The 19,483-nt window shown below is 71.9% G+C and carries 18 protein-coding genes; 11 read left to right on the plus strand and 7 right to left on the minus strand.

Annotation, left to right across the window (positions count from 1 at the left end):
* Nucleotide 1: 1 nt before the first annotated feature.
* Together scy and mce are read right to left on the minus strand one after the other, a co-directional pair.
* Nucleotides 2–4,132, minus strand: coding sequence for a polarized growth protein Scy (scy, locus tag ABT342_RS28265; RefSeq protein WP_351579793.1), 4,131 nt, complete (start codon nucleotides 4,130–4,132; stop codon nucleotides 2–4).
* A gap of 178 nt (nucleotides 4,133–4,310) precedes the next feature.
* Nucleotides 4,311–4,763 carry a methylmalonyl-CoA epimerase gene (mce, locus tag ABT342_RS28270; RefSeq protein WP_351579796.1) on the minus strand — a complete coding sequence of 151 codons (453 nt, stop codon included), beginning with the start codon at nucleotides 4,761–4,763 and terminating at the stop codon, nucleotides 4,311–4,313.
* Between the two features lie 147 nt (nucleotides 4,764–4,910).
* Here mce and ABT342_RS28275 point away from each other — a divergent pair, with 147 nt between their 5' ends.
* Nucleotides 4,911–6,113 (plus strand): acetyl-CoA C-acetyltransferase, encoded by a 1,203-nt coding sequence (locus tag ABT342_RS28275; protein ID WP_351579799.1) that lies wholly within the window; start codon nucleotides 4,911–4,913, stop codon nucleotides 6,111–6,113.
* A 66-nt stretch (nucleotides 6,114–6,179) separates the two neighbouring features.
* Nucleotides 6,180–7,136 carry a methylmalonyl Co-A mutase-associated GTPase MeaB gene (meaB, locus tag ABT342_RS28280; RefSeq protein ID WP_351579802.1) on the plus strand — a complete coding sequence of 319 codons (957 nt, stop codon included), beginning with the start codon at nucleotides 6,180–6,182 and terminating at the stop codon, nucleotides 7,134–7,136.
* Nucleotides 7,137–7,352: 216 nt separating this feature from the next.
* Here meaB and ABT342_RS28285 read toward each other — a convergent pair whose 3' ends face one another.
* The gene (locus ABT342_RS28285) at nucleotides 7,353–7,712 is read right to left on the minus strand and encodes a PepSY domain-containing protein (protein WP_351579805.1); all 360 of its coding nucleotides are present in this window, start codon (nucleotides 7,710–7,712) and stop codon (nucleotides 7,353–7,355) included.
* A gap of 118 nt (nucleotides 7,713–7,830) precedes the next feature.
* Between ABT342_RS28285 and ABT342_RS28290 the strand changes: the two genes are divergently transcribed.
* Together ABT342_RS28290 and ABT342_RS28295 are read left to right on the plus strand one after the other, a co-directional pair.
* On the plus strand, nucleotides 7,831–8,493 hold the full coding sequence (locus ABT342_RS28290; protein WP_351579808.1) for a response regulator transcription factor: 663 nt from the start codon (nucleotides 7,831–7,833) through the stop codon (nucleotides 8,491–8,493).
* Complete coding sequence (locus ABT342_RS28295; RefSeq protein ID WP_351579811.1) at nucleotides 8,490–9,794, plus strand: sensor histidine kinase; 1,305 nt, start codon at nucleotides 8,490–8,492, stop codon at nucleotides 9,792–9,794. Before ABT342_RS28290 ends, ABT342_RS28295 begins: the two co-directional genes overlap by 4 nt.
* Before the next feature lie 358 nt (nucleotides 9,795–10,152).
* On the opposite strand, the gene ABT342_RS28300 is transcribed toward ABT342_RS28295, so the two are convergent.
* The 4 genes from ABT342_RS28300 to ABT342_RS28315 form a co-directional block, all read right to left on the minus strand.
* Nucleotides 10,153–10,641: a MarR family winged helix-turn-helix transcriptional regulator gene (locus ABT342_RS28300; protein WP_351579813.1), complete on the minus strand. Its 489-nt coding sequence runs from the start codon at nucleotides 10,639–10,641 to the stop codon at nucleotides 10,153–10,155.
* 137 nt (nucleotides 10,642–10,778) lie between these two features.
* Entirely contained in the window at nucleotides 10,779–11,564 is a 786-nt protein-coding gene (locus ABT342_RS28305; protein ID WP_351579815.1) for an AIM24 family protein, read from the minus strand.
* Complete coding sequence (locus tag ABT342_RS28310) at nucleotides 11,561–12,211, minus strand: AIM24 family protein (RefSeq protein WP_351579818.1); 651 nt, start codon at nucleotides 12,209–12,211, stop codon at nucleotides 11,561–11,563. Before ABT342_RS28310 ends, ABT342_RS28305 begins: the two co-directional genes overlap by 4 nt.
* Nucleotide 12,212: 1 nt before the next feature.
* Nucleotides 12,213–12,845 carry an AIM24 family protein gene (locus ABT342_RS28315; RefSeq protein ID WP_351579852.1) on the minus strand — a complete coding sequence of 211 codons (633 nt, stop codon included), beginning with the start codon at nucleotides 12,843–12,845 and terminating at the stop codon, nucleotides 12,213–12,215.
* Nucleotides 12,846–13,050: 205 nt separating this feature from the next.
* Here ABT342_RS28315 and ABT342_RS28320 point away from each other — a divergent pair, with 205 nt between their 5' ends.
* The 7 genes from ABT342_RS28320 (at nucleotide 13,051) to ABT342_RS28350 (ending at nucleotide 19,313) form a co-directional block, all read left to right on the plus strand.
* Nucleotides 13,051–13,401, plus strand: coding sequence for a DUF3817 domain-containing protein (locus tag ABT342_RS28320; RefSeq protein WP_351579821.1), 351 nt, complete (start codon nucleotides 13,051–13,053; stop codon nucleotides 13,399–13,401).
* Nucleotides 13,398–13,700 carry an MTH1187 family thiamine-binding protein gene (locus ABT342_RS28325; protein ID WP_351579824.1) on the plus strand — a complete coding sequence of 101 codons (303 nt, stop codon included), beginning with the start codon at nucleotides 13,398–13,400 and terminating at the stop codon, nucleotides 13,698–13,700. Before ABT342_RS28320 ends, ABT342_RS28325 begins: the two co-directional genes overlap by 4 nt.
* An 85-nt stretch (nucleotides 13,701–13,785) precedes the next feature.
* The gene (locus tag ABT342_RS28330) at nucleotides 13,786–15,360 is read left to right on the plus strand and encodes a galactose oxidase early set domain-containing protein (protein ID WP_351579827.1); all 1,575 of its coding nucleotides are present in this window, start codon (nucleotides 13,786–13,788) and stop codon (nucleotides 15,358–15,360) included.
* Nucleotides 15,361–15,461: 101 nt separating this feature from the next.
* Complete coding sequence (locus tag ABT342_RS28335; protein WP_351579830.1) at nucleotides 15,462–15,971, plus strand: MarR family winged helix-turn-helix transcriptional regulator; 510 nt, start codon at nucleotides 15,462–15,464, stop codon at nucleotides 15,969–15,971.
* Nucleotides 15,972–16,049: 78 nt separating this feature from the next.
* Complete coding sequence (locus ABT342_RS28340) at nucleotides 16,050–16,382, plus strand: DUF3817 domain-containing protein (RefSeq protein WP_351579833.1); 333 nt, start codon at nucleotides 16,050–16,052, stop codon at nucleotides 16,380–16,382.
* Nucleotides 16,383–16,457: 75 nt separating this feature from the next.
* Complete coding sequence (gene icmA / locus ABT342_RS28345; protein WP_351579836.1) at nucleotides 16,458–18,158, plus strand: coenzyme B12-dependent isobutyryl-CoA mutase large subunit; 1,701 nt, start codon at nucleotides 16,458–16,460, stop codon at nucleotides 18,156–18,158.
* Nucleotides 18,159–18,308: 150 nt separating this feature from the next.
* Nucleotides 18,309–19,313, plus strand: coding sequence for a helix-turn-helix domain-containing protein (locus ABT342_RS28350; RefSeq protein WP_351579839.1), 1,005 nt, complete (start codon nucleotides 18,309–18,311; stop codon nucleotides 19,311–19,313).
* Nucleotides 19,314–19,483: the final 170 nt, after the last annotated feature.

The raw sequence follows: 19,483 nt of genomic DNA on the forward strand, positions 1-19,483 counted from the left end.
GCTAGCTCTCGGACGACTTGCCGCTCGAACGTGTAACCCCCGCTGCCGCGCCCGCTTTGGCCCCGTCCGCGGCGGAGCCGCTCATGGATGCAGCCTTGGCCGAGGTCGGCGCCTCGAATGACTCCAAAGCCTCCAGTACGTCCTGGACGCGCGAGATTTCCGCCTGAATGTCCTCGCGCCTGCGCACCAGTACGTCCAGCTCCCGCTTGCCCTCGGAAATCATGCGGTCGGCCTCGCGCTCCGCGTCCGCCTTGATCTTCTCGGCCTCGCGGCTCAGGTCGGCCTTCTTCTGCTCGGCCTCCTTGAGCAGCGCCTCGGCCTTCTTCACCGCGGCGATCCGCACCTTGCCGGCCTCCGAGTTGGCGTCCGAGACCAGCTCCTTGGCCTTGGCCTCGGCCTCGGCCTGTTGCGCCGTGGCGGCCTTCACCAACTGGTCACAACGCTCGCCCGCCGCCTTCATCTGCTCGGCCGACTCCCGGCGCGCCCGCTCGTGCAGCTCCTCGATCTCGCTCTCGATACGGCTGCGCAGCTCCTCCGCACGCTCCCTTATGGCCGTCGCGTCGCTCCGCGCCCCCACCAGCAGCTCATCGGCGTCCGTACGGGCCTTCTCGACCAGCGAGTTGCCCTCGACGGTCGCCTCGGCGACCAGCCGCTCGGCCTCCTTGCGGGCCACGCCGACCATCGTGTCGGCCTGCTCCTCGGCCTCGGTGGCCGCGCGCAGCGCTTCCTCCTGGGCCTTGGCGATGAGCTGGTCGGCCTGCTCGGCCGCGTCCGCGCGCCGCTTGGCCGCGTCACGACGGGCCGTGTCGAGCGTACGGTCGGCCTCCTCGCGGGCCTCCCCGCGCATCTGCTCGGCCGCGCTCTCGGCGTCCCGCCGCAGCCGCTCCGACTCGGACCGGATGCGGTCCGCGGCCTGCTGCGCCGAGCCCACCGTCTCGGCCGCCTCGGCGCGCATCTGCTCGGCCTCGCCGGCCGCCTCGGCGCGAAGCCGCTCGGCCTCCCCGGCCGCCTCGGCGATGAGCTGGTCGGCCTGCTCGGCCGCGTCCGCGCGGCGCTGGTCCGCGGCCTTGCGCGCCTCGTCGACCGTCTCCGCCGCCTCGGCGCGCAGCCGCTCGGCCTCCCCGGCCGCCTCGGCGATGAGCTGGTCGGCCTGCTCGGCCGCGTCCGCGCGCCGCTTGTCGGCGGCCCCGCGGGCCTCGTCCAGCACCTGCTCGCCGTCCGCGCGGGCGGCCGCGCGCAGGCCCTCGGCCTCCGCCTCACCGTCCGCCTTGACCTGCTCGGCCTCGGTGCGCAGCCGTGCCGCGTCCCGCTCGGCCGTGGACAGCAGCTCCGCCGCCTCCGCGGTGATCCGCTCGGCCTCGCCCGACGCCTCGCCCACCAGCCGGTCGGCCTGCGCGGCGGCCTCGGAGCGGATGCGGTTGGCGTCCTCGCGGGCCTCCGCGCGGGCGCGCGCCGCGTCCTGCTCGGCCGACGCGAGCGCGTCGGCGGCCTCCGTGCGCATCCGCTGCGCGTACTCGGCGCTGTCCGTACGCAACCGCTCGGAATCCGCGATCGCGTCGGCCATGGTCCGCTCGGCGAGCGCCTTGGCGGCCTCAGTCTCCTCGTCGGCGCGGGCGCGGATCCGGCCCGCGTCCTCGCTCGCCCGCTCCCGCTCCGCGTACGCGTCGGAACGGACCCGGTCGGCCTCCTCCTGCGCCTCGTTCCTCGTCCGCTCGGCCGCGTGCTCGGCGGCGCTGCGCAGCCCGGCGATCTCCTCCTCGGCCTGCTCCTGGAGACCGGCGACGGAGTCCCGTACCTGCTGGGCGGTCTGCTCGGCGGCCGACACCATCTCGGTGGCCCGCCGGTCCGCCTCCTCCACGAGACGCTGCGCCTCGGTCTGCGCCTCCTCGACCCGCTTACGGGCGGAGGCCAGCAGCTCCTCGCTCTGCTCGCGGGCCCGCTCGCGCTCCTGGTCGGCCTCCGTGCGGGCGCCGCTGAGGATCTCCTCGGCCTCCCGGCGGCGCCGGCCGGCCTCTTCCTGGGCGGCGGCGAGCGCCTCCGTGGCCTCCGCGCCGACCCGCTCGGCGGCGGCCGCGGCCTCGCTCCGTACCCGGTCGGCCTTCTCCTGCGCCTCCGACCGCAGCCGCTCGGCCTCCGTGGCGGCCTCGGTCCGCAGCCGTACGGCCACGGCCTCGCCCTCGGCACGTGACGCCGAGGCGTCGGACGCAGCCTCGGACCGCAGCCGCTCGGCCTCCTGCTCGGCCTGGGCCTGGAGCGTACGGATCCGCTCGGCCGCCTCGGACCGCAGCCGCTCGGTCTCCTCCCCGGCCTCCCGGCGCAGCCGCTCGCCCTCGGCGCGGGCGTCGGTGAGCGCCTGCTCGGCGGCGTCGCGCCGGGACTCGGCCTCGGTGTGCAGCCGGGTCAGCTCGTCGGCCGCCTCCGCCTGCCGCGCGGCGACCGCACGTTCCGTCTCCTCGCGCAGCGCGTCGGCCGCCTGCTCGGCGGCGGCCCTCGCCTCGTCCGCCTGCTCCTCGGCCTCGGCGCGCAGCCGGTCGGCCTCGGCGCGGGTGCGCTCCAGCGTCTCCTCGGCCTGCCGACGCAGCGTCGTGGCCCGCTCGATCGCTTCCGTACGAACGCGCTCGCTCTCGGCGGTCGCCCCGGAACGGACCTCGTCCGCGTCCGCCTTCGCCTTGGTCAGCAGCTCCTCGGCGGTACGGGCCGCCTCCTCGATCTGCTGGACGGCCTCGCGGCGCGCCTCGCTCCGGATCCGCTCGCCCTCGGCGACGGCCTCGGCGCGCAGCTGCTCCGCCTCGCCGCGCAGCCTGCGCGCCTCCTCCTGGAGCTCGACCGTCTTGGCCCGGTACTCCTTGGTGTCGTCCTTCGCGGCGCCCTTGAGCTCCTCGGCCGTGTCATGGGCCTCGGCCCGCAGCCGGTCCGCCTCGGACTCGGCCTCGCCGCGGATCCGGTCGGCCTCCTCCTTGGCCTTGAGGGTGGTCGCCTTGGCCTCCTCGGAGGCCTTGTTCAGGACTTCCTCGGCGGTACGGGCGGCCTTCGCGAGCTGCGCGGCCGAATCCTCGGCGGCGACCGTACGGGCCTTCTCGGCGGCCTCCGAGACCAGCTTCTCCGCCTTGGCGCGGGCATCCTCGAGGGCCTGCTCCGCCTCGGCCTTGAGGGCCTCGGACTCCTTGGTGGCCTCGCCGACGAGCCGCGCGATCTCCGAGCGGGCGGTGCGGGTGCGCTGCTCGTTCGCCGACTCGGCGCTCGCGAGCGTCTTGCCCGCGGAGTCCTTGGCCTCGGTGAGGACCTTGTCGGCCTCCGCGCGGGCTTCGCGCAGCTTTTCGTCCGCCTCGGCCAGTCGCTGTTCGGCGGCGCGGCTGAGCTCGGCCGACTGCTGGCGCGCCTGGTCCGACTCGGCGGTGGTGGTGGCGCGCAGTTGTTCGGCGTGGCTGGTGGCCTCCTGCGCCTGCGTGGAGGCGGCGTTCAGGAGCCGCTCGGCGTCCTTGCGGGCGCGCAGCAGGATCGCTTCGGCTTCGGTACGGGCCGCCTCGGCCTCGGAGCCGAGCCGCTGCCGGGCCTCCTCGGCGACCCGGGTGGCCTCGGCGCGGGCGGCGGCCAGTCCCTGCTCGGCCTCGGCGCGGGACTCGTCGAGGAGCCGGCGGGCCTGGGACTCGGTGCGGGCACGCAGCTGTTCGGCCCAGGCGACGTTCTCGTTGACGTGCGCCTCGACGGTCTGGCGGCGCTCGGCGAGCTCCTGGTCGAGCCGCTGGCGGCGCTGGTTGGCCTCGGCGTGCAACTCGGCCTGGAGGCGGGCCTGGTGCTCGGCGTGCTCCTGGAGGATGCGCTGGGTCTGCGCGCGGGCCTCGCGCAGCTCGCGCTCGGCGTCGGAGCGCAGCTGGTCGGCCTGGATCTGGGCGTTACGGAGCAGCTGCTCGGCCTGGTAGCCGAGGTCGGCGCTGTCGTACGCGGGCCGGGTCGCGAGAGCGCGGCGCGCCTCGTGGAGCTTGGCGCGCAACACCTCGACCTGGTACCCGAGGTCCTCGGCGTGCTGGACGGCCTTCTCCCGCTCGGTCTTCAGCCGGTCCATCTCGGCTTCGAACCGCGAGAGGTGGTCGTCGTCAGCTCGGTGGCTCTCCTGGCGTTCGTAGCCCCGCACTGCGCGGTCCCATCCGTCCCCTGGTCGGTAACTCTCTACAGATGAGCACCGTTCGCGGTGAACGGCCCCCCGGGGAATGTTGGCAGACAGCACGTCGCCAACAGACAGCGCCCGTGGCGCGGCCCCGTTCCGGCCCCGGCCCGGAGCCGCCCACTCTACCGGGCCGGGAATCCGGAGGTCAGTGCTCCGCCGAGGACGGGTCGGTGGACGGGGCGGCGGAGGTGACGAGTTCCGTCAGGACGCCGTGGCAGTCCTTGGGGTGCAGGAACGTGATCCGGGAGCCCATCGAGCCGATGCGCGGCTCGTCGTAGAGGACGCGTACGCCCTTGTCGCGGATGGACTGGGCGTCGCCGTCGACGTCCGCGGTGCCGAAGGCGATGTGGTGCACCCCCTCACCGTTCTTGGCCAGCCACTTGCCCACGGCGGAGTCCTCCCGGGTGGGCTCCAGGAGCTGGAGGTAGGAGGCGCCGCCGTCCGAGGTCTCATTGATCTTGAGCATGGCCTCGCGCACGCCCTGTTCCTCGTTGACCTCGCTGTGGAACACCTCGAAGCCGTACGTCGCACGGTAGAACTCGACGGTCCTGTCGAGGTCGAAACAGGCGATCCCGATGTGGTCGATTCGCGTCAGCATGGCTCCAGTGCAGCGCTCGGACGGTGGTTACGCAACGTGCGCGCCATCACACCGACTGGCCGGTGACCCGGGCTCGTACCGCTCAGTACAGTTCAAGTAAACCCTCGTTCACTCCTCAGCCGCCGCGCTGGAAGGGGAACCCCTCTCATGTCTGGAACGAACAGCACCACCTCCGTGATCGTCGCCGGGGCCCGCACGCCCATGGGACGGCTCCTCGGCTCCCTGAAGTCCTTCTCCGGCGCCGATCTGGGCGGCTTCGCGATCAAGGCCGCGCTCGACCGCGCCGGGATCGGAGGGGACCAGGTGCAGTACGTGATCATGGGCCAGGTGCTTCAGGCCGGCGCCGGCCAGATTCCCGCCCGGCAGGCCGCCGTCAAGGCCGGCATCCCCATGAACGTGCCCGCGCTGACCATCAACAAGGTCTGCCTCTCCGGGCTCGACGCGATCGCGCTCGCCGACCAGCTGATCCGCGCCGGCGAGTTCGACGTGATCGTCGCCGGTGGCCAGGAGTCCATGACCAACGCGCCGCACCTGCTGCCGAAGTCCCGCGAGGGCTTCAAGTACGGCGCGATCGAGATGCTCGACGCCATGGCGTACGACGGTCTCACCGACTCCTTCGAGGGCATCGCCATGGGCGAGTCGACGGAGAAGCACAACACCCGGCTCGGCATCGCCCGGCCCGAGCAGGACGAGATCGCCGCGCTCTCGCACCAGCGTGCGGCCGCCGCGCAGAAGAACGGCATCTTCGAGGCCGAGATCACGCCCGTCGAGATCCCGCAGCGCAAGGGCGAGCCGGTCGTCTTCAGCAAGGACGAGGGCATCCGCGGGGAGACCACCGTGGAGTCGCTCGGCAAGCTGCGGCCCGCCTTCGCCAAGGACGGCACGATCACGGCGGGCACGTCCTCGCAGATCTCCGACGGCGCTGCGGCGGTGGTCGTGATGAGCAAGGCCAAGGCCCAGGAGCTCGGCCTGGAGTGGATCGCCGAGATCGGCGCGCACGGCAACGTGGCGGGCCCGGACAACTCGCTCCAGTCGCAGCCGTCCAACGCGATCGCGCACGCCCTGAAGAAGGAGGGCCTGGAGGTCTCCGACCTCGACCTGATCGAGATCAACGAGGCCTTCGCGGCGGTCGCCGTGCAGTCAATGAAGGACCTCGGGGTATCCCCGGAAAAGGTGAACGTGAACGGTGGCGCGATCGCGCTCGGGCACCCCATCGGCATGTCCGGTGCGCGGGTCGTCCTGCACCTGGCGCTCGAGCTCAAGCGGCGCGGTGGCGGGGTCGGCGCGGCGGCGCTGTGCGGTGGCGGCGGTCAGGGCGACGCGCTGATCGTGCGCGTACCGGGCAAGTAAGCCGCTCAGAGCCCCTCTGAGTTTCTCTGAGTCCCACTACGCCCCACGACGAACGGAGCAGGCACGATGGTGGACGTCCCCCAGCTGGTCGCCCAGGCGAGGGAGGGTCGGCCCAGGGCCGTGGCCCGGCTGATCTCACTCGTCGAGGGGGCGTCCCCCCAGCTCCGCGAGGTGATGGCGGAGCTGGCTCCGCTGACCGGTGGCGCGTACGTGGTGGGCCTGACCGGGTCGCCGGGTGTCGGCAAGTCGACATCCACGTCGGCGCTGGTGACGGCGTACCGGCGGGCCGGGAAGCGGGTGGGCGTGCTGGCGGTCGACCCGTCCTCGCCGTTCAGCGGCGGTGCGCTGCTGGGTGACCGGGTGCGGATGTCCGAGCACGCGTCGGATCCCGGCGTCTACATCCGCTCGATGGCGACGCGCGGGCACCTGGGCGGGCTGGCGTGGGCCGCCCCGCAGGCGATCCGCGTGCTGGACGCGGCCGGGTGCGACGTGGTGCTCGTGGAGACCGTCGGCGTCGGACAGTCGGAGGTCGAGATCGCGTCGCAGGCGGACACGTCGGTCGTGCTCCTCGCGCCGGGCATGGGCGACGGGATCCAGGCCGCGAAGGCGGGCATCCTGGAGATCGGCGACGTGTACGTCGTCAACAAGGCGGACCGGGACGGCGCCGACGCCACCGCGCGCGAGCTCAACCACATGCTGGGGCTGGGCGAGTCCCGGGCGCCGGGGGACTGGCGGCCGCCGATCGTGAAGACGGTGGCGGCGAGGGGCGAGGGCATCGACGAGGTCGTCGAGGCCCTGGAGAAGCACCGCGCCTGGATGGAGGAGCACGGCGTCCTGACGGCCCGCCGCGCCCGCCGCGCGGCCCACGAGGTCGAGACGATCGCGGTCACCGCCCTGCGCGAGCGGATCGGAGACCTGCACGGGGACCGGCGCCTGGGCGCGCTGGCGGAACGGATCGTGGCGGGCGAACTCGACCCGTACACGGCGGCGGACGACCTGGTGGCGGGCCTCACGAAGGGGTGACCCGCGGCCGGGCGACCCCGGTCGGGGTCGCCGCCCCGGCTGCCGTCGGTGGGTGGCGGGGTGGGGTCCCTCCGGGCTCGACTCCTCGGGCCCGGCCCGCAAGCGAGGTGTGCCTCGGGTGGTGCCCGGCGGGGGCCTGGCCCGCAGGCGTGTGCGTCGCGGTCAGGCGCCGGGGGCGCGGGGCCTCCCCGCGCCCCCGGCCCCCCCCGCAGGGGGTCAGTCGTCGTCCGAGGCGTCCTCGGCCTCGGCCTCGGCGTCCGCGTCCGCGTCCGGCGTGACCTTCGCCGTCTTCGCGTCCACCCGCAGCTCGTGCTCCTTCCCGTCCTTGCCCCGCACCTCGACCTCCCAGCCCGCCTCATCGAGCTCGGCAGACGTCACGGTGCCGGGAACCGCGCGCAGTGCCGCGTCGGCGGCCTCCTCGATGGTGACCTCCGGGGCCTCCGGGGCCTTCGGGGCGGCCGACGGGGCCGTCGTGACCTTCGCGGTCCCGTCCGGCACGACGGCGAACGCCGTCGCCGTGCCCCCGCCCACAAGCACGGCCGCGGCGATCGTCGAGATGACAAACTTGCGCTTCATGAGGGTGCCTCCTGTGCGACTCGGTTGCGATGACGGAGTCCACACTGGCCGGACCCGGCTGAAGCCCACCTGAAGTCACCTGAAGGCGCCTTCAGGTCCGGTTTGGGACCCTGGCCCCATGCGCCTGCTGATCGTGGAGGACGAGACACGACTCGCCCTGTCCCTGGCCAAGGGCCTCACCGCCGAGGGCTTCGCCGTGGACGTGGTGCACGACGGCCTGGAGGGGCTGCACCGTGCAGGTGAGGGCTCGTACGACCTCGTCGTCCTCGACATCATGCTGCCCGGCATGAACGGCTACCGCGTGTGCGGCGCCCTGCGCGCGGCCGGGCACGACGTGCCGATCCTGATGCTGACCGCGAAGGACGGCGAGTACGACGAGGCCGAGGGGCTCGACACCGGCGCCGACGACTATCTGACCAAGCCGTTCTCGTACGTCGTCCTGGTCGCCCGGGTCAGGGCGCTGCTGCGCCGCCGGGCCCGTGCCGGGGGTTCCCCGGTGCTGCGCGCGGGCGGGATCGCCGTCGACACCGCCGCGCGCCGGGTGCACCGGGGCGAGGACGAGATCGTGCTCACGGCCAAGGAGTTCGCGGTGCTGGAACAGCTCGCCCTACGGGCCGGGGAGGTCGTCGGCAAGCCGGAGATCCTGGAGCACGTCTGGGACTTCGCGTACGAGGGCGACCCGAACATCGTCGAGGTCTACGTCAGCGCGCTGCGCCGCAAACTGGGTGCCGACGCCATCCAGACCGTGCGTGGCGCCGGCTACCGGCTGGTGAACTCGTGAGGTCCGTCCGGGCGCGGGCCGCGATCGGCGCCACCCTCGTCGTCGCCGTGGCGCTGATCGGCGCGGGCCTGGCCGTCCTGCTCGTCCTGCGTACGCACCTGACGGACCGGGCCGCGCTCGAGGCGGAGGTCACCGCGCGGGACGTCGCGGCGCAGATCGACCTCGGTGTCCCCTACGACCGGCTGGAGCTGCCCGACGGCGAGGAGCGCCCGGTGCGGGTGACCGGCGAGGACGGGAAGGTACGGGCCGCGAGCGAGGACCTGGAGGCGATGTCCGGGGCCGACGAGGAGAGCGGCACCGCGACGGTGGACGGGGAGACGGCGGACTACCGGTTCGCGGCCGTCGAGGCGACCGTTCCCGGCGGTGGGACGGTCACCGTGCACGCGGGGGCGCCGCTCGCCGCCGAAAGGGAGGCGGTCGGGACGGTGCGCGACGCGATGCTGATCGGGCTGCCCGTGCTGCTGGCCGTCGTCGCGGGTGTGACCTGGCTGGTCACGCAGCGCGCACTGCGGCCCGTGGAGGGCATCCGGGCCGAGATGGCCGCGATCACCGCCTCGGCGGACCTCTCGCGCCGGGTCCCGGTGCCGGACTCGCGTGACGAGGTCGCCCGCCTCGCCCGTACGACCAATGACACGCTCGCCGCGCTGGAGACCTCCGTCGAGCGGCAGCGGCGGTTCGTCGCCGACGCGTCCCATGAACTGCGCAACCCGATCGCCTCGCTGCGCACCCAGCTGGAGGTCGGCGCCGCGCACCCGGACCTGCTGGACGTGCCGGGCGCGGTGGCGGACACCGTACGACTGCAGCAGCTGGCCGCCGATCTTCTGCTGCTCGCCCGGCTGGACGCGGGGGAGCGGCCGGGTCGTACGCGCTTCGACCTGGGGGCCCTGGTCCGGGAGGAGGTCTCGCAGCGCCCCGCCGCCCGGGTCCCGGTGGCGGTCGACGCCGGTGAGGGGCTCGACGTGGCGGGTTCGCGCGGACAGTTGGCGCGGGTGCTGGGCAACCTGCTGGACAACGCCCAGCGGCACGCGCGGACGGCGGTGTCGGTGAGCGTGTGGCGTGCGGGAGACCGCGTCGTGCTCGCGGTCGACGACGACGGGGAGGGGGTTCCGGATGCGGAGCGGGAACGGATCTTCGAGCGCTTCGTGCGCCTCGACGAGGCCCGTACGCGTGACGCGGGCGGGGCGGGGCTGGGTCTCGCGATCGCCCGGGATGTGGCTCACCGCCACGGAGGCACGCTGACGACCTCCACCGCCCCACGGGGCGGAGCCCGCTTCGAACTTCGGCTGCCCTGGGCGGGTTAGGCCGTGTCTGACAAATACCGCCGTCCGCCCGCAGGGCGCCAGGCGGGATTTGTCAGACACGGCCTAGGAGGCCCCCAGACCCTCTTTGCGGGGGCTCCGCCCGCGAACCCCCGCTCCTCAAGCGCCGGAGGGGCTGGAGTTTCCAGCCCGTCCGGCGCTTGAGGACACGGCCGAAGGCCGTGCGGGGGTCTGGGGGCGAAGCCCCCGTTCTTTCAGCCTCGCCGGCGTTTGAGGCGCGGGGTCTGGGGCGGAGCCCCAGTTGCGGGAAGGGGCGGGTAGGGGAAAAAGCCCGCCGCAGGCGCCCCCCACCCGTACCCCTGGCCAACCCCCACCCCGGAGCCCCGGGGCAGCGCCCCCGTCAGACCTTTCCGCGTCGGCCCCGCAAGTGGTCCGCCACCGGCGACAGCGCCTCGCGCAGGTCCGCGAGCGCGTCGGACGACAGCAGGTCGATGAAGTGCTGGCGCACGGACTCGACGTGGTGCGGCGCGACCTTGCGCATGGTCTCCAGGCCGTGGTCGGTCAGGACCGCGTACAGCCCGCGCCGGTCGGACTCGCAGTTCTCGCGGCGGACCAGACCCGCGTTCTCCATGCGGGTGATCTGGTGGGAGAGCCGGCTCTTGGACTGGAGCGTGGCAGCCGCCAGATCACTCATCCGCATCCGCAGCTCCGCGGACTCGGAGAGGTTCACGAGGATCTCGTAATCGTTGTTCGTCAGGCCGAACGGTTGAAGGTCCTTCTCCATCTGGTAGGTCAGCAGTCTGTTGACATCCAGATAGGTGCGCCATGCGCACTGTTCGGCATCGCTGAGCCAGCGCGTGGCCGTCGTCGTGGCCGTCTCGGTCTCCATATATGGATTCTACCTAAGAAGTTGAATTCCGGACGAGTCTGGGAGTGTGACGAGTGTGATGAGTGTGACGTCCGGGCACTCGGGTCCCCCACCCAAGGGCGCAGACGTTCGGGACGTCACACTCCGCAGACTACCGCTCACAGACCGAAGCGGCGCTGGAGGTCCCCAAGCTGGCCGGGAAGACGCGGGGTGGACCCGTGTTGACCAGATGCCCCATGACCCCCATGGCCACCGCCCGGTACGCCGGCTCCCCCCGGGACCATCCCCGTGGCCTGTTCCGGCATCAGGGTCTCGGTCGACTGGAGGAGCACCGTACCGGCGCCCACGAACTCGAACTGGTGCTCCTCGCCCGACGCCCCGCCGATCCCGGCGAGCTGCCGCAGGCCGCCCATGACCCCGCTCATGTAGCCGTGGTCGTAGTGGTGGCAGGGCGAGGGGCAGTCGGCCCAGCCCACCAGCGCCTGCGGGTCCACCCGGATCGGCGGCTCCATGAAGACCACGGGGCCGTTGGACGCCGCCACGAACTTCCCCGTGCCGATCAGCGTCAGGAAGCCCGGCACGATCGACTGCTTCAGTGCCAGCGTCGGCTGGTACGCCAGCAGATTGCCGGAGCGGATCGTGAGGTTGCCCTCGTCCAGGTCGAACGAGTTCACGTCGAAGGCGCGGTCGGCGAGCAGCATCTTGCCGCTGCCCTCGGCCACCACCCAGTCGCTCGCGTGGAGAGGCGAGTGGAACGAGCTCCGCAGCAGTCCGTCGAACCGGCCGTGGCCGATTCCGTTGAAGTTGATCTGCCCGTAGTAGGCGATCATCTTGCCCTTCTGCAGGAACCACTGGGAGCCCTTGAGCTCCACGCAGAAGGTGTACGGATTGACGTTGTCGTCGCTCGGCAGGGTCATCGGGTCGAAAACCACCGGCGTGCTCACAGCTTCTCCTCCGACGCCTGGACGTACACCGCACCACTGCCGCTCAGCTCCAGCTGGAACGCCTCGCCCGAGCCGCGCCCCACCATGTCCCGCCAGCCCAGCGCGGTGGAGAGCTTGTTCCGTACGTCGCCGTGGTGCGCGACGTAGGCCTGCGGGTCGACGTGGACCGGCCGGCCGGGGGTGATCGGCAGCTCGATCACCCCGCCGTGCGCCATGACCGCGACCGCGCCATGGCCCTTCAGGGTCGTGGTGAACAGGCCCTGGCCGGTGACCTGTCCGCGCACCATGCCCATGACCCCGCCCTGCGAGCCCATGAACATCGTGCCCTGCTGCAGCGTCCCGTCGAAGGCCAGCAGCCGGTCGGCCTCGACGTACAGGGTGTCGCCGGCCATCTGGATCACCTGGATGTGGTGGCCGCCGTGGCCGAACATCACGGTCCCGGACCCCTCGACCGTCATCAGCGGGGTCGCCTCATCGGCGACGCGCCGCCCGATCATCGACATCACGCCGCCCTGGCCGCCCGCCATGTTCGGGGTGAAGGACACCGAGCCCTTGTACGCGAGCATCGCGCCGCGCTGGCTGTACATCTTCTGGCCGGGGACGACCGTCGCCTCGACCATCTTCGAGTTGATCTCACGGAAGGGCATGTCACACGTCCCCTGCGATCGTGTTGCGCTCGCTCGGCTGTACGTACACGATCCCGTCGCCCTCGAAGCGGATCTGGAACGCCTCGCCGCCGCCCTCACCGATCAGCGTGCGGAAGGTCACACCGGACTGGAAGTTCTGCTGGAGGTTGCCCTGGTGCGCGATGTACGCCCCGGGGTCGACGGAGAGCGGGTACTGAGGAGTGACGCGCAGCACCACCGCCGGGCCGTCCGACATGATCGCCGCCTGGCCGGTGCCCTCGACGGTCGTCGTGAACAGGCCGTTGCCCGTCGCGCCGCCGCGCAGACCCGTGAAGCTGGTGCCGGTGCGCAGCCCGCCATCCGTGCAGAGCAGATTGCTCGATTCGACGAACAGCTTGTCGCCGTGCAGCGCGACGAGATTGATCTCGGACGCACGGTCGGCGAAATAGCAGGTGCCCTGGCCCTTCACCTCCATCATCTCCATCTGCTCACCGGTGAGGCGTCGGGTCACCATGCCGCGGAGGCCGTCACCGCCGCCGGAGAGCTTCTTGAAGGCCATCTGGCCGTCGTACGCGACCATCGACCCGTTCTTCGCCTTGACGGCGTCACCGGTCATGTCGACGGCGAGCACTTTGCTGCCTTGAAGTCGGAACATTGCCACGGGGGTGACGGTACTGGGCGGCGGGACGCCCCGAACAGGGCCCTTGGGGCGAACGGACCCTGAATCGACCCTGACGCCATCCCGGGGCCGGTCCCGGCGCCGAGCCGATGCCGACCCCGGGCAAAGGTCGGGCAAAGGCGGCTGTCAGAATGGGCGCGCCCTTGTGCATCCATTCACAAGATCAAACGAAGGTGCCCCAGTGGACATCAAGACCGCCACCGCCCTGCACCGGCTTCGCCTCATCTCCATTCCGGAGGCGCTGTCGTTCCCCGCCCTGCTGATCTTCGGTTCGCTGCTGAGCCGGATCTCGGACATCGACTTCCTGATGATGCCGCTCGGAATCATCCACGGAGTGCTGTTCGTGATCTACGCGGTGCTTCTGCTCGACGTGTGGAACAGCGCGAAGTGGCCGTTCAAGCGGGTCGCCTTCTTCTTCCTGCTCGCGCTGCTGCCGTTCGGCGGCCTGTACGGCGACAAGGTCCTCAAGCGGTACGAGTCGGACGCCGTCATCGCCTCCCGCGCCCGCCGTGAGGGCACGGTGGGCGCGTGATCGTCGCCTTCTCCGTCACCCCGCTCGGAGTCGGCGAGGAGGTCGGCGAGTACGTCGCCGACGCCGTACGGGTCGTGCGCGAGTCGGGGCTGCCGAACCGCACGGACGCGATGTTCACGTCCGTCGAGGGCGAGTGGGACGCGGTGATGGACGTCGTCAAGCGCGCCGTCGCCGCCGTCGAGGCGCGTGCGCCGCGCGTGTCGCTCGTCCTCAAGGCCGACGTCAGGCCCGGTGTCACGGACGGGATGACGTCGAAGGTCGAGACCGTCGAGCGTCATCTGCGGGCCGAGGGCCAGTAGCTCGCCCGGACGCCTCCGGTCGCCGCACGGAGCGCCGTCCCCTTTCGTGGGGGATGGCGATCGTGCGCGACGGCTGGAGGTATCCGTGTGGCCCAGGAAGGCCCTGCTGGGTGGTGGCGTGCTGCTGCTGCTCGCCGGGCTCAACGGCCCGGCCGTGTTCTCGCTCGCCGAGCGGACGTACCACGAGTACCGGACCGGCCGGCCGGGCTACCGGGCCGCGTACGGCTCCTGGAAGGTGCTGGACGTCCCCTCCGGGGCCCGGCTCAACGCGATCCACGCCGCGCTGCTGCACACCGGCAAGGTGCTGCTGATCGCGGGCTCGGGCAACGACGAGAAGAAGTTCGAGCGGGGCACGTTCGAGAGCACCCTGTGGGACCCGGCGAGGAACACGTTCACGCCGGTCCCCACCCCCGGGGACTTCTTCGGCGCCGGGCACGCCCAGCTCCCCGACGGCCGGCTGCTGGTGGCCGGCGGCACCGCGCGCCACGACGTCCGGGACGACGGGGCGATCCGGGGCAAGAACGAGAGCCAGGACTTCCGGGGCACCAGGGCCGCGTACGTGTTCGACCCGAAGGCGGAGAAGTACGTCCCCGTCGCACCGATGCGGGAGCCCCGGCGCAACCCGACGCTGGTGACCCTGGACGACGGCAGGGTGCTCGCCGTCTCCGGCGGCAGCGAGCGGAGCGAGATCTACGACCCGGGGACCGGCACGTGGTCCCCGGGGCCCTCCCGCTCCTTCCCCGGCCGGCCCGCGCTCTTCCTCACCCGGGGCGGCGAGCTCTTCCACAGCGGGGCCGGCACGGGCGGGGGGCCGGGGCCGGGCCTGTGGGACCTGCGGACGAACACGTTCCGGCCGGTCGGCGGGCTCACCGGCCGGGACCGGCTGGAGTCCGCCGCGTCGCTCCTCCTGCCGCCCGCGCAGGACCAGAAGGTGATGGTGCTCGGTGGCGGCGCCGCGGGCCCGGCCCGCGGGGCGACGGAGCGGACGGCCGTCGCCGCCGTCGGAGGGGCGAGCCCTCTCTTCCGCGCCGGGCACGCACTGCCGCGGGCCACCCGCTATCTCGGCGCCGTACTGCTGCCGGACGACACGGTGTTCACCAGCGGCGGCTCGCAGGACTACCGGGGGCGCGGCACGAGCGACGTCCGCGAGGCGCGCTTCTACGACCCGGGACGGAACGTCTTCCGGGCCGCCGCCGATCCGGCCGTCGGGCGCAACCACCACTCGGGGGCGCTGCTGCTGCCCGACGGGCGGGTGGCGACCTTCGGCTCCGATCCGCTGTTCGCCGACGCGGCGAACACCAGGTTCGGCTCGTTCGAGCGGCGAGTGGAGGTCTTCACCCCGCCGTATCTGCACCGGCCGGGCGGGAAGCGGCCGGTCCTCGGGGACGGGCCGAGCCTGCCGGACCGCGCGGGGCGGGCGACGTTCAGGACCGCCGACGCCGGGCGGATCGTGGCGGCGCGGCTGCTGCGCCCGAGCGCGGTCACGCAGACGACGGACGTCGAGCAGCGGTCGGTCGAGCTCGCGATCGACAGGGCGGCGGGCGCGCTGACGGTGCGCGTGCCGGGGGACCGGACGCTGGTGCCGCCCGGCTGGTACATGCTCTTCGCCGTCGACCGGGAGGGGACGCCGTCGGCCGCGAAGTGGCTCCAGGTGCGATGAACGCCGCCCGACGCCGTCCCGCGAAGCGCGGGAGCCGGTGCGCGGAGACCGAAGTGCGAGACGAGGCTGACCAGCATGTGACCAGTGGGTAAGGTCGTGCCGTGCCGAAGCCCCTCAGCCTTCCCTTCGACCCCATCGCCCGAGCCGACGAGCTCTGGCAGCAGCGCTGGGGCCCCGTGCCCTCGATGGCCGCGATCACCTCGATCATGCGCGCCCACCAGATCCTGCTCGCCGAGGTCGACGCCGTCGTCAAGCCGTACGGACTGACCTTCGCGCGGTACGAGGCGCTGGTGCTGCTCACCTTCTCCAAGGCCGGGGAGCTGCCGATGTCCAAGATCGGCGAGCGGCTGATGGTGCACCCGACGTCCGTGACGAACACGGTGGACCGGCTGGTGCGGTCCGGCCTGGTAGCCAAGCGCCCGAACCCCAACGACGGGCGCGGAACGCTCGCCTCCATCACGGACAAGGGCCGCGAGGTGGTGGAGGCCGCCACCCGCGATCTGATGGCCATGGACTTCGGGCTCGGCGTGTACGACGCCGAGGAGTGCGCCGAGATCTTCGCGCTGCTGCGGCCGTTGAGGGTCTCGGCGAACGACTTCGACGAGGCGTGACCCCGCCGTCCGGCGACACTCAGGGCATGCCCTAACCCGCTGCAAGATCGCCCAAACCCGCCGGATACGCTCATCGGCATGAAGAAGAGCGTGCTGACCCGTTACCGGGTGATGGCCTACGTCACCGCCGTCATGCTGCTCGTACTGTGCACCTGCATGGTGTTCAAGTACGGCTTCGACACGGGCGAGGACATCACCTTCGCGGTCTCCCAGGCCCACGGCATCCTCTACATCATCTACCTGATCTTCGCCTTCGACCTGGGCTCCAAGGCCAAGTGGTCGTTCGGCAAGCTGCTGTGGGTGCTGCTCTCCGGCACCATCCCCTTCGCCGCCTTCTTCGTCGAGCGCAAGGTCGCCGGCGACGTCGAGCCGCTGATCAGCGGCGCGGTTCCCGCCGCCGCCAAGGCGTAGTCGAAACCTCCGTGCGTACATACGTGCGGAGGTTTGCCATCGACATTTACTAGGACGTCCTAGTAAATTCGAAGCATGGACGCCGACGCCATCCAGGAAGGCCGCCGACGCTGGCAGGCCCGGTACGACTCCGCCAAAAAGCGGAACGCCGACTTCACCACGCTCTCCGGTGACCCCGTTGAGCCCGCCTACGGGCCCAGGCCCGGGGACACCTACGACGGCTTCGAGCGGATCGGGTGGCCCGGTGAGTACCCCTTCACGCGCGGCCTGTACCCGACCGGCTACCGGGGCCGCACCTGGACCATCCGCCAGTTCGCCGGCTTCGGCAACGCCGAGCAGACCAACGAGCGGTACAAGATGATCCTCGCCGCCGGCGGCGGCGGGCTGAGTGTCGCCTTCGACATGCCCACCCTCATGGGCCGGGACTCCGACGATCCGCGCTCGCTCGGCGAGGTCGGACACTGCGGCGTCGCCATCGACTCCGCCGCCGACATGGAGGTCCTCTTCAAGGACATCCCGCTCGGCGACGTCACCACCTCGATGACGATCAGCGGGCCCGCCGTCCCCGTCTTCTGCATGTACCTGGTCGCGGCCGAGCGCCAGGGTGTCGACCCCGGCGTGCTCAACGGCACGCTCCAGACCGACATCTTCAAGGAGTACATCGCGCAGAAGGAGTGGCTCTTCCAGCCCGAGCCCCACCTTCGTCTGATCGGCGACCTGATGGAGCACTGCGCCCGCTCCATCCCCGCGTACAAGCCGCTCTCCGTCTCCGGCTACCACATCCGCGAGGCGGGCTCGACGGCCGCCCAGGAGCTGGCGTACACGCTCGCGGACGGCTTCGGATACGTGGAGCTCGGCCTCTCCCGCGGGCTGGACGTCGATGTCTTCGCACCCGGCCTCTCCTTCTTCTTCGACGCCCACGTCGACTTCTTCGAGGAGATCGCCAAGTTCCGCGCGGCCCGCCGCATCTGGGCCCGCTGGATGAAGGAGGTCTACGGCGCGAAGACCGACAAGGCCCAGTGGCTGCGCTTCCACACCCAGACCGCCGGTGTCTCGCTGACGGCGCAGCAGCCGTACAACAACGTCGTGCGCACCGCCGTGGAGGCCCTGGCCGCCGTGCTCGGCGGCACCAACTCGCTGCACACCAACGCCCTGGACGAGACCCTCGCCCTGCCGAGCGAACAGGCCGCCGAGATCGCGCTGCGCACCCAGCAGGTGCTGATGGAGGAAACCGGCGTCGGCAACGTGGCCGACCCGCTGGGCGGCTCCTGGTACGTCGAGCAGCTCACCGACCGGATCGAGGCCGACGCCGAGAAGATCTTCGAGCAGATCAGGGAGCGCGGACTGCGCGCCCACCCGGACGGGCAGCACCCCATCGGGCCCATCACCTCCGGCATCCTGCGCGGCATCGAGGACGGCTGGTTCACCGGTGAGATCGCCGAGTCCGCCTTCCGCTACCAGCAGTCGCTGGAGAAGGGCGACAAGCGGGTCGTCGGCGTCAACGTCCACCACGGCTCGGTGACCGGCGATCTGGAGATCCTTCGCGTCAGCCACGAGGTCGAGTGGGAGCAGGTCCGCGTCCTGGGCGAGCGCAAGTCGCGCCGGGACGACGCACGCGTACGGGCCTCGCTGGAGGCGATGCTCACCGCCGCCCGCGACGGCTCGAACATGATCGAGCCGATGCTCGACGCGGTCCGGGCCGAGGCGACGCTCGGCGAGATCTGCGACGCGCTGCGCGACGAGTGGGGCACGTACACGGAGCCGCCCGGCTTCTGACCCGACCCCTCCCCGGCGCCCTGCGACGCAGGTCACAGACTTGCAACAGGGATGAGCGCGATCCCTCCCGTAGCCGTACAGGTACTTGAGAGGCCGATACACGCATCTCGGTACCGACCACGGAGCAACTGACGGACGGGGGGGACCATCGTGACGCTGCTTGAACCCTTGGGAGTGGATGCGGTCAGTGAGCGCGTCTACCGGACCATGCTGGAGCATCCGGGCGAAGGGCTTGTGGCCATAAGAGACCGGCTGTCGCTCTCGCACGTCGACCTGCACCGGGCACTCGGCAGGCTGCAGGCGCACGCGCTGGTCCGTCCGACGGACGAACCGGCGCGTGAGCTGCACGCGGTCAGCCCGGATCTCGGCATGCAGATCCTGCTCTCCCGCCAGCAGCAGAAGCTGGCCGCGCACCAGGAGCGGCTGGAGGCGAGCCGGGCGGCCGCGGCCCGGCTGCTCTCCGAGCTCGAGGACCAGGGCAGGGCGCCGGTCATCCCGACCGTACGGCACCTGCACGGACTCGACCGGATCCGCGACCAGGTGGAGAAGCTCAACACCGAGGTCGTCGAGGACCTCATGGCCATCTGTCCGGGCGGCAGCGGTTCGCTGGTCAGCATGCGGGCCCTCGCGCCGCTGCCGGAGCGGCTGCTGGCGGGCGGCGTCCGGATCAGGATCCTCTACCGGGACAGCGTCGGGCTCGACCCCGACGCCCTCGCGGTCGCCCAGTGGCTGGCCGAAATCGGCTGCCAGGTCCGTACCGTGCCCGAACTCTCCACCCAGGTCCTGATCTACGACCGCCGGCTCGCGATCACCGCCGTCGACCGCCACGACACCGGTGCCGGAGCGGTGCTGACCGACGCGCCCGGGATGGTGGCCGCGCTGGGCGAGCTGTTCGACAGCCGCTGGGAGACCGCCACCCCGCTCGGCGCGGCGCACCAGAACGCCGAGGACCGGCTCACCCGGCAGCAGGCGGCGGCGCTCCGGCTGCTCGCGCAGGGCCACACCGACGAGAGCGTCGGCAAGCGGCTCGGAGTCTCCACCCGCACCGCCCGCAGGATCGCGACCGAGATCATGGGGCTGCTGCGCGCCCGCAGCCGATTCCAGGCCGGGGTGTACGCGGCCCAGGTCGGGCTGCTGTCCAGCCCCACCGGATAGCCCAGCCGGATAACCAGGCCGACCGGCCCGCCGGCTGATTCCTGGACACAACGGGTCACGGCCGGTTCGGTCCAATGGGGTTCCTTACGTTGTTGGTGGGTTGTTTCCGGTCACTCGTAGGATCGGGAGACCCAGGGATGCCGGGTGTGGCTGTGGGGTTCCAGCCCAGT

This window comes from Streptomyces sp. NPDC000410 (assembly GCF_040300305.1).
GTDB lineage: Bacteria > Actinomycetota > Actinomycetes > Streptomycetales > Streptomycetaceae > Streptomyces.

Coding starts and splice junctions, on each gene's coding strand:
- ABT342_RS28285 (WP_351579805.1), bottom strand. CDS start 7,712: ATGAAGCGCAAGTTTGTCATCTCGACGATCGCCGCGGCCGTGCTTGTG.
- meaB (WP_351579802.1), top strand. CDS start 6,180: ATGGTGGACGTCCCCCAGCTGGTCGCCCAGGCGAGGGAGGGTCGGCCC.
- ABT342_RS28300 (WP_351579813.1), bottom strand. CDS start 10,641: ATGGAGACCGAGACGGCCACGACGACGGCCACGCGCTGGCTCAGCGAT.
- ABT342_RS28310 (WP_351579818.1), bottom strand. CDS start 12,211: ATGCCCTTCCGTGAGATCAACTCGAAGATGGTCGAGGCGACGGTCGTC.
- ABT342_RS28315 (WP_351579852.1), bottom strand. CDS start 12,845: ATGTTCCGACTTCAAGGCAGCAAAGTGCTCGCCGTCGACATGACCGGT.
- ABT342_RS28340 (WP_351579833.1), top strand. CDS start 16,050: ATGAAGAAGAGCGTGCTGACCCGTTACCGGGTGATGGCCTACGTCACC.
- mce (WP_351579796.1), bottom strand. CDS start 4,763: ATGCTGACGCGAATCGACCACATCGGGATCGCCTGTTTCGACCTCGAC.
- ABT342_RS28290 (WP_351579808.1), top strand. CDS start 7,831: ATGCGCCTGCTGATCGTGGAGGACGAGACACGACTCGCCCTGTCCCTG.
- ABT342_RS28275 (WP_351579799.1), top strand. CDS start 4,911: ATGTCTGGAACGAACAGCACCACCTCCGTGATCGTCGCCGGGGCCCGC.
- icmA (WP_351579836.1), top strand. CDS start 16,458: ATGGACGCCGACGCCATCCAGGAAGGCCGCCGACGCTGGCAGGCCCGG.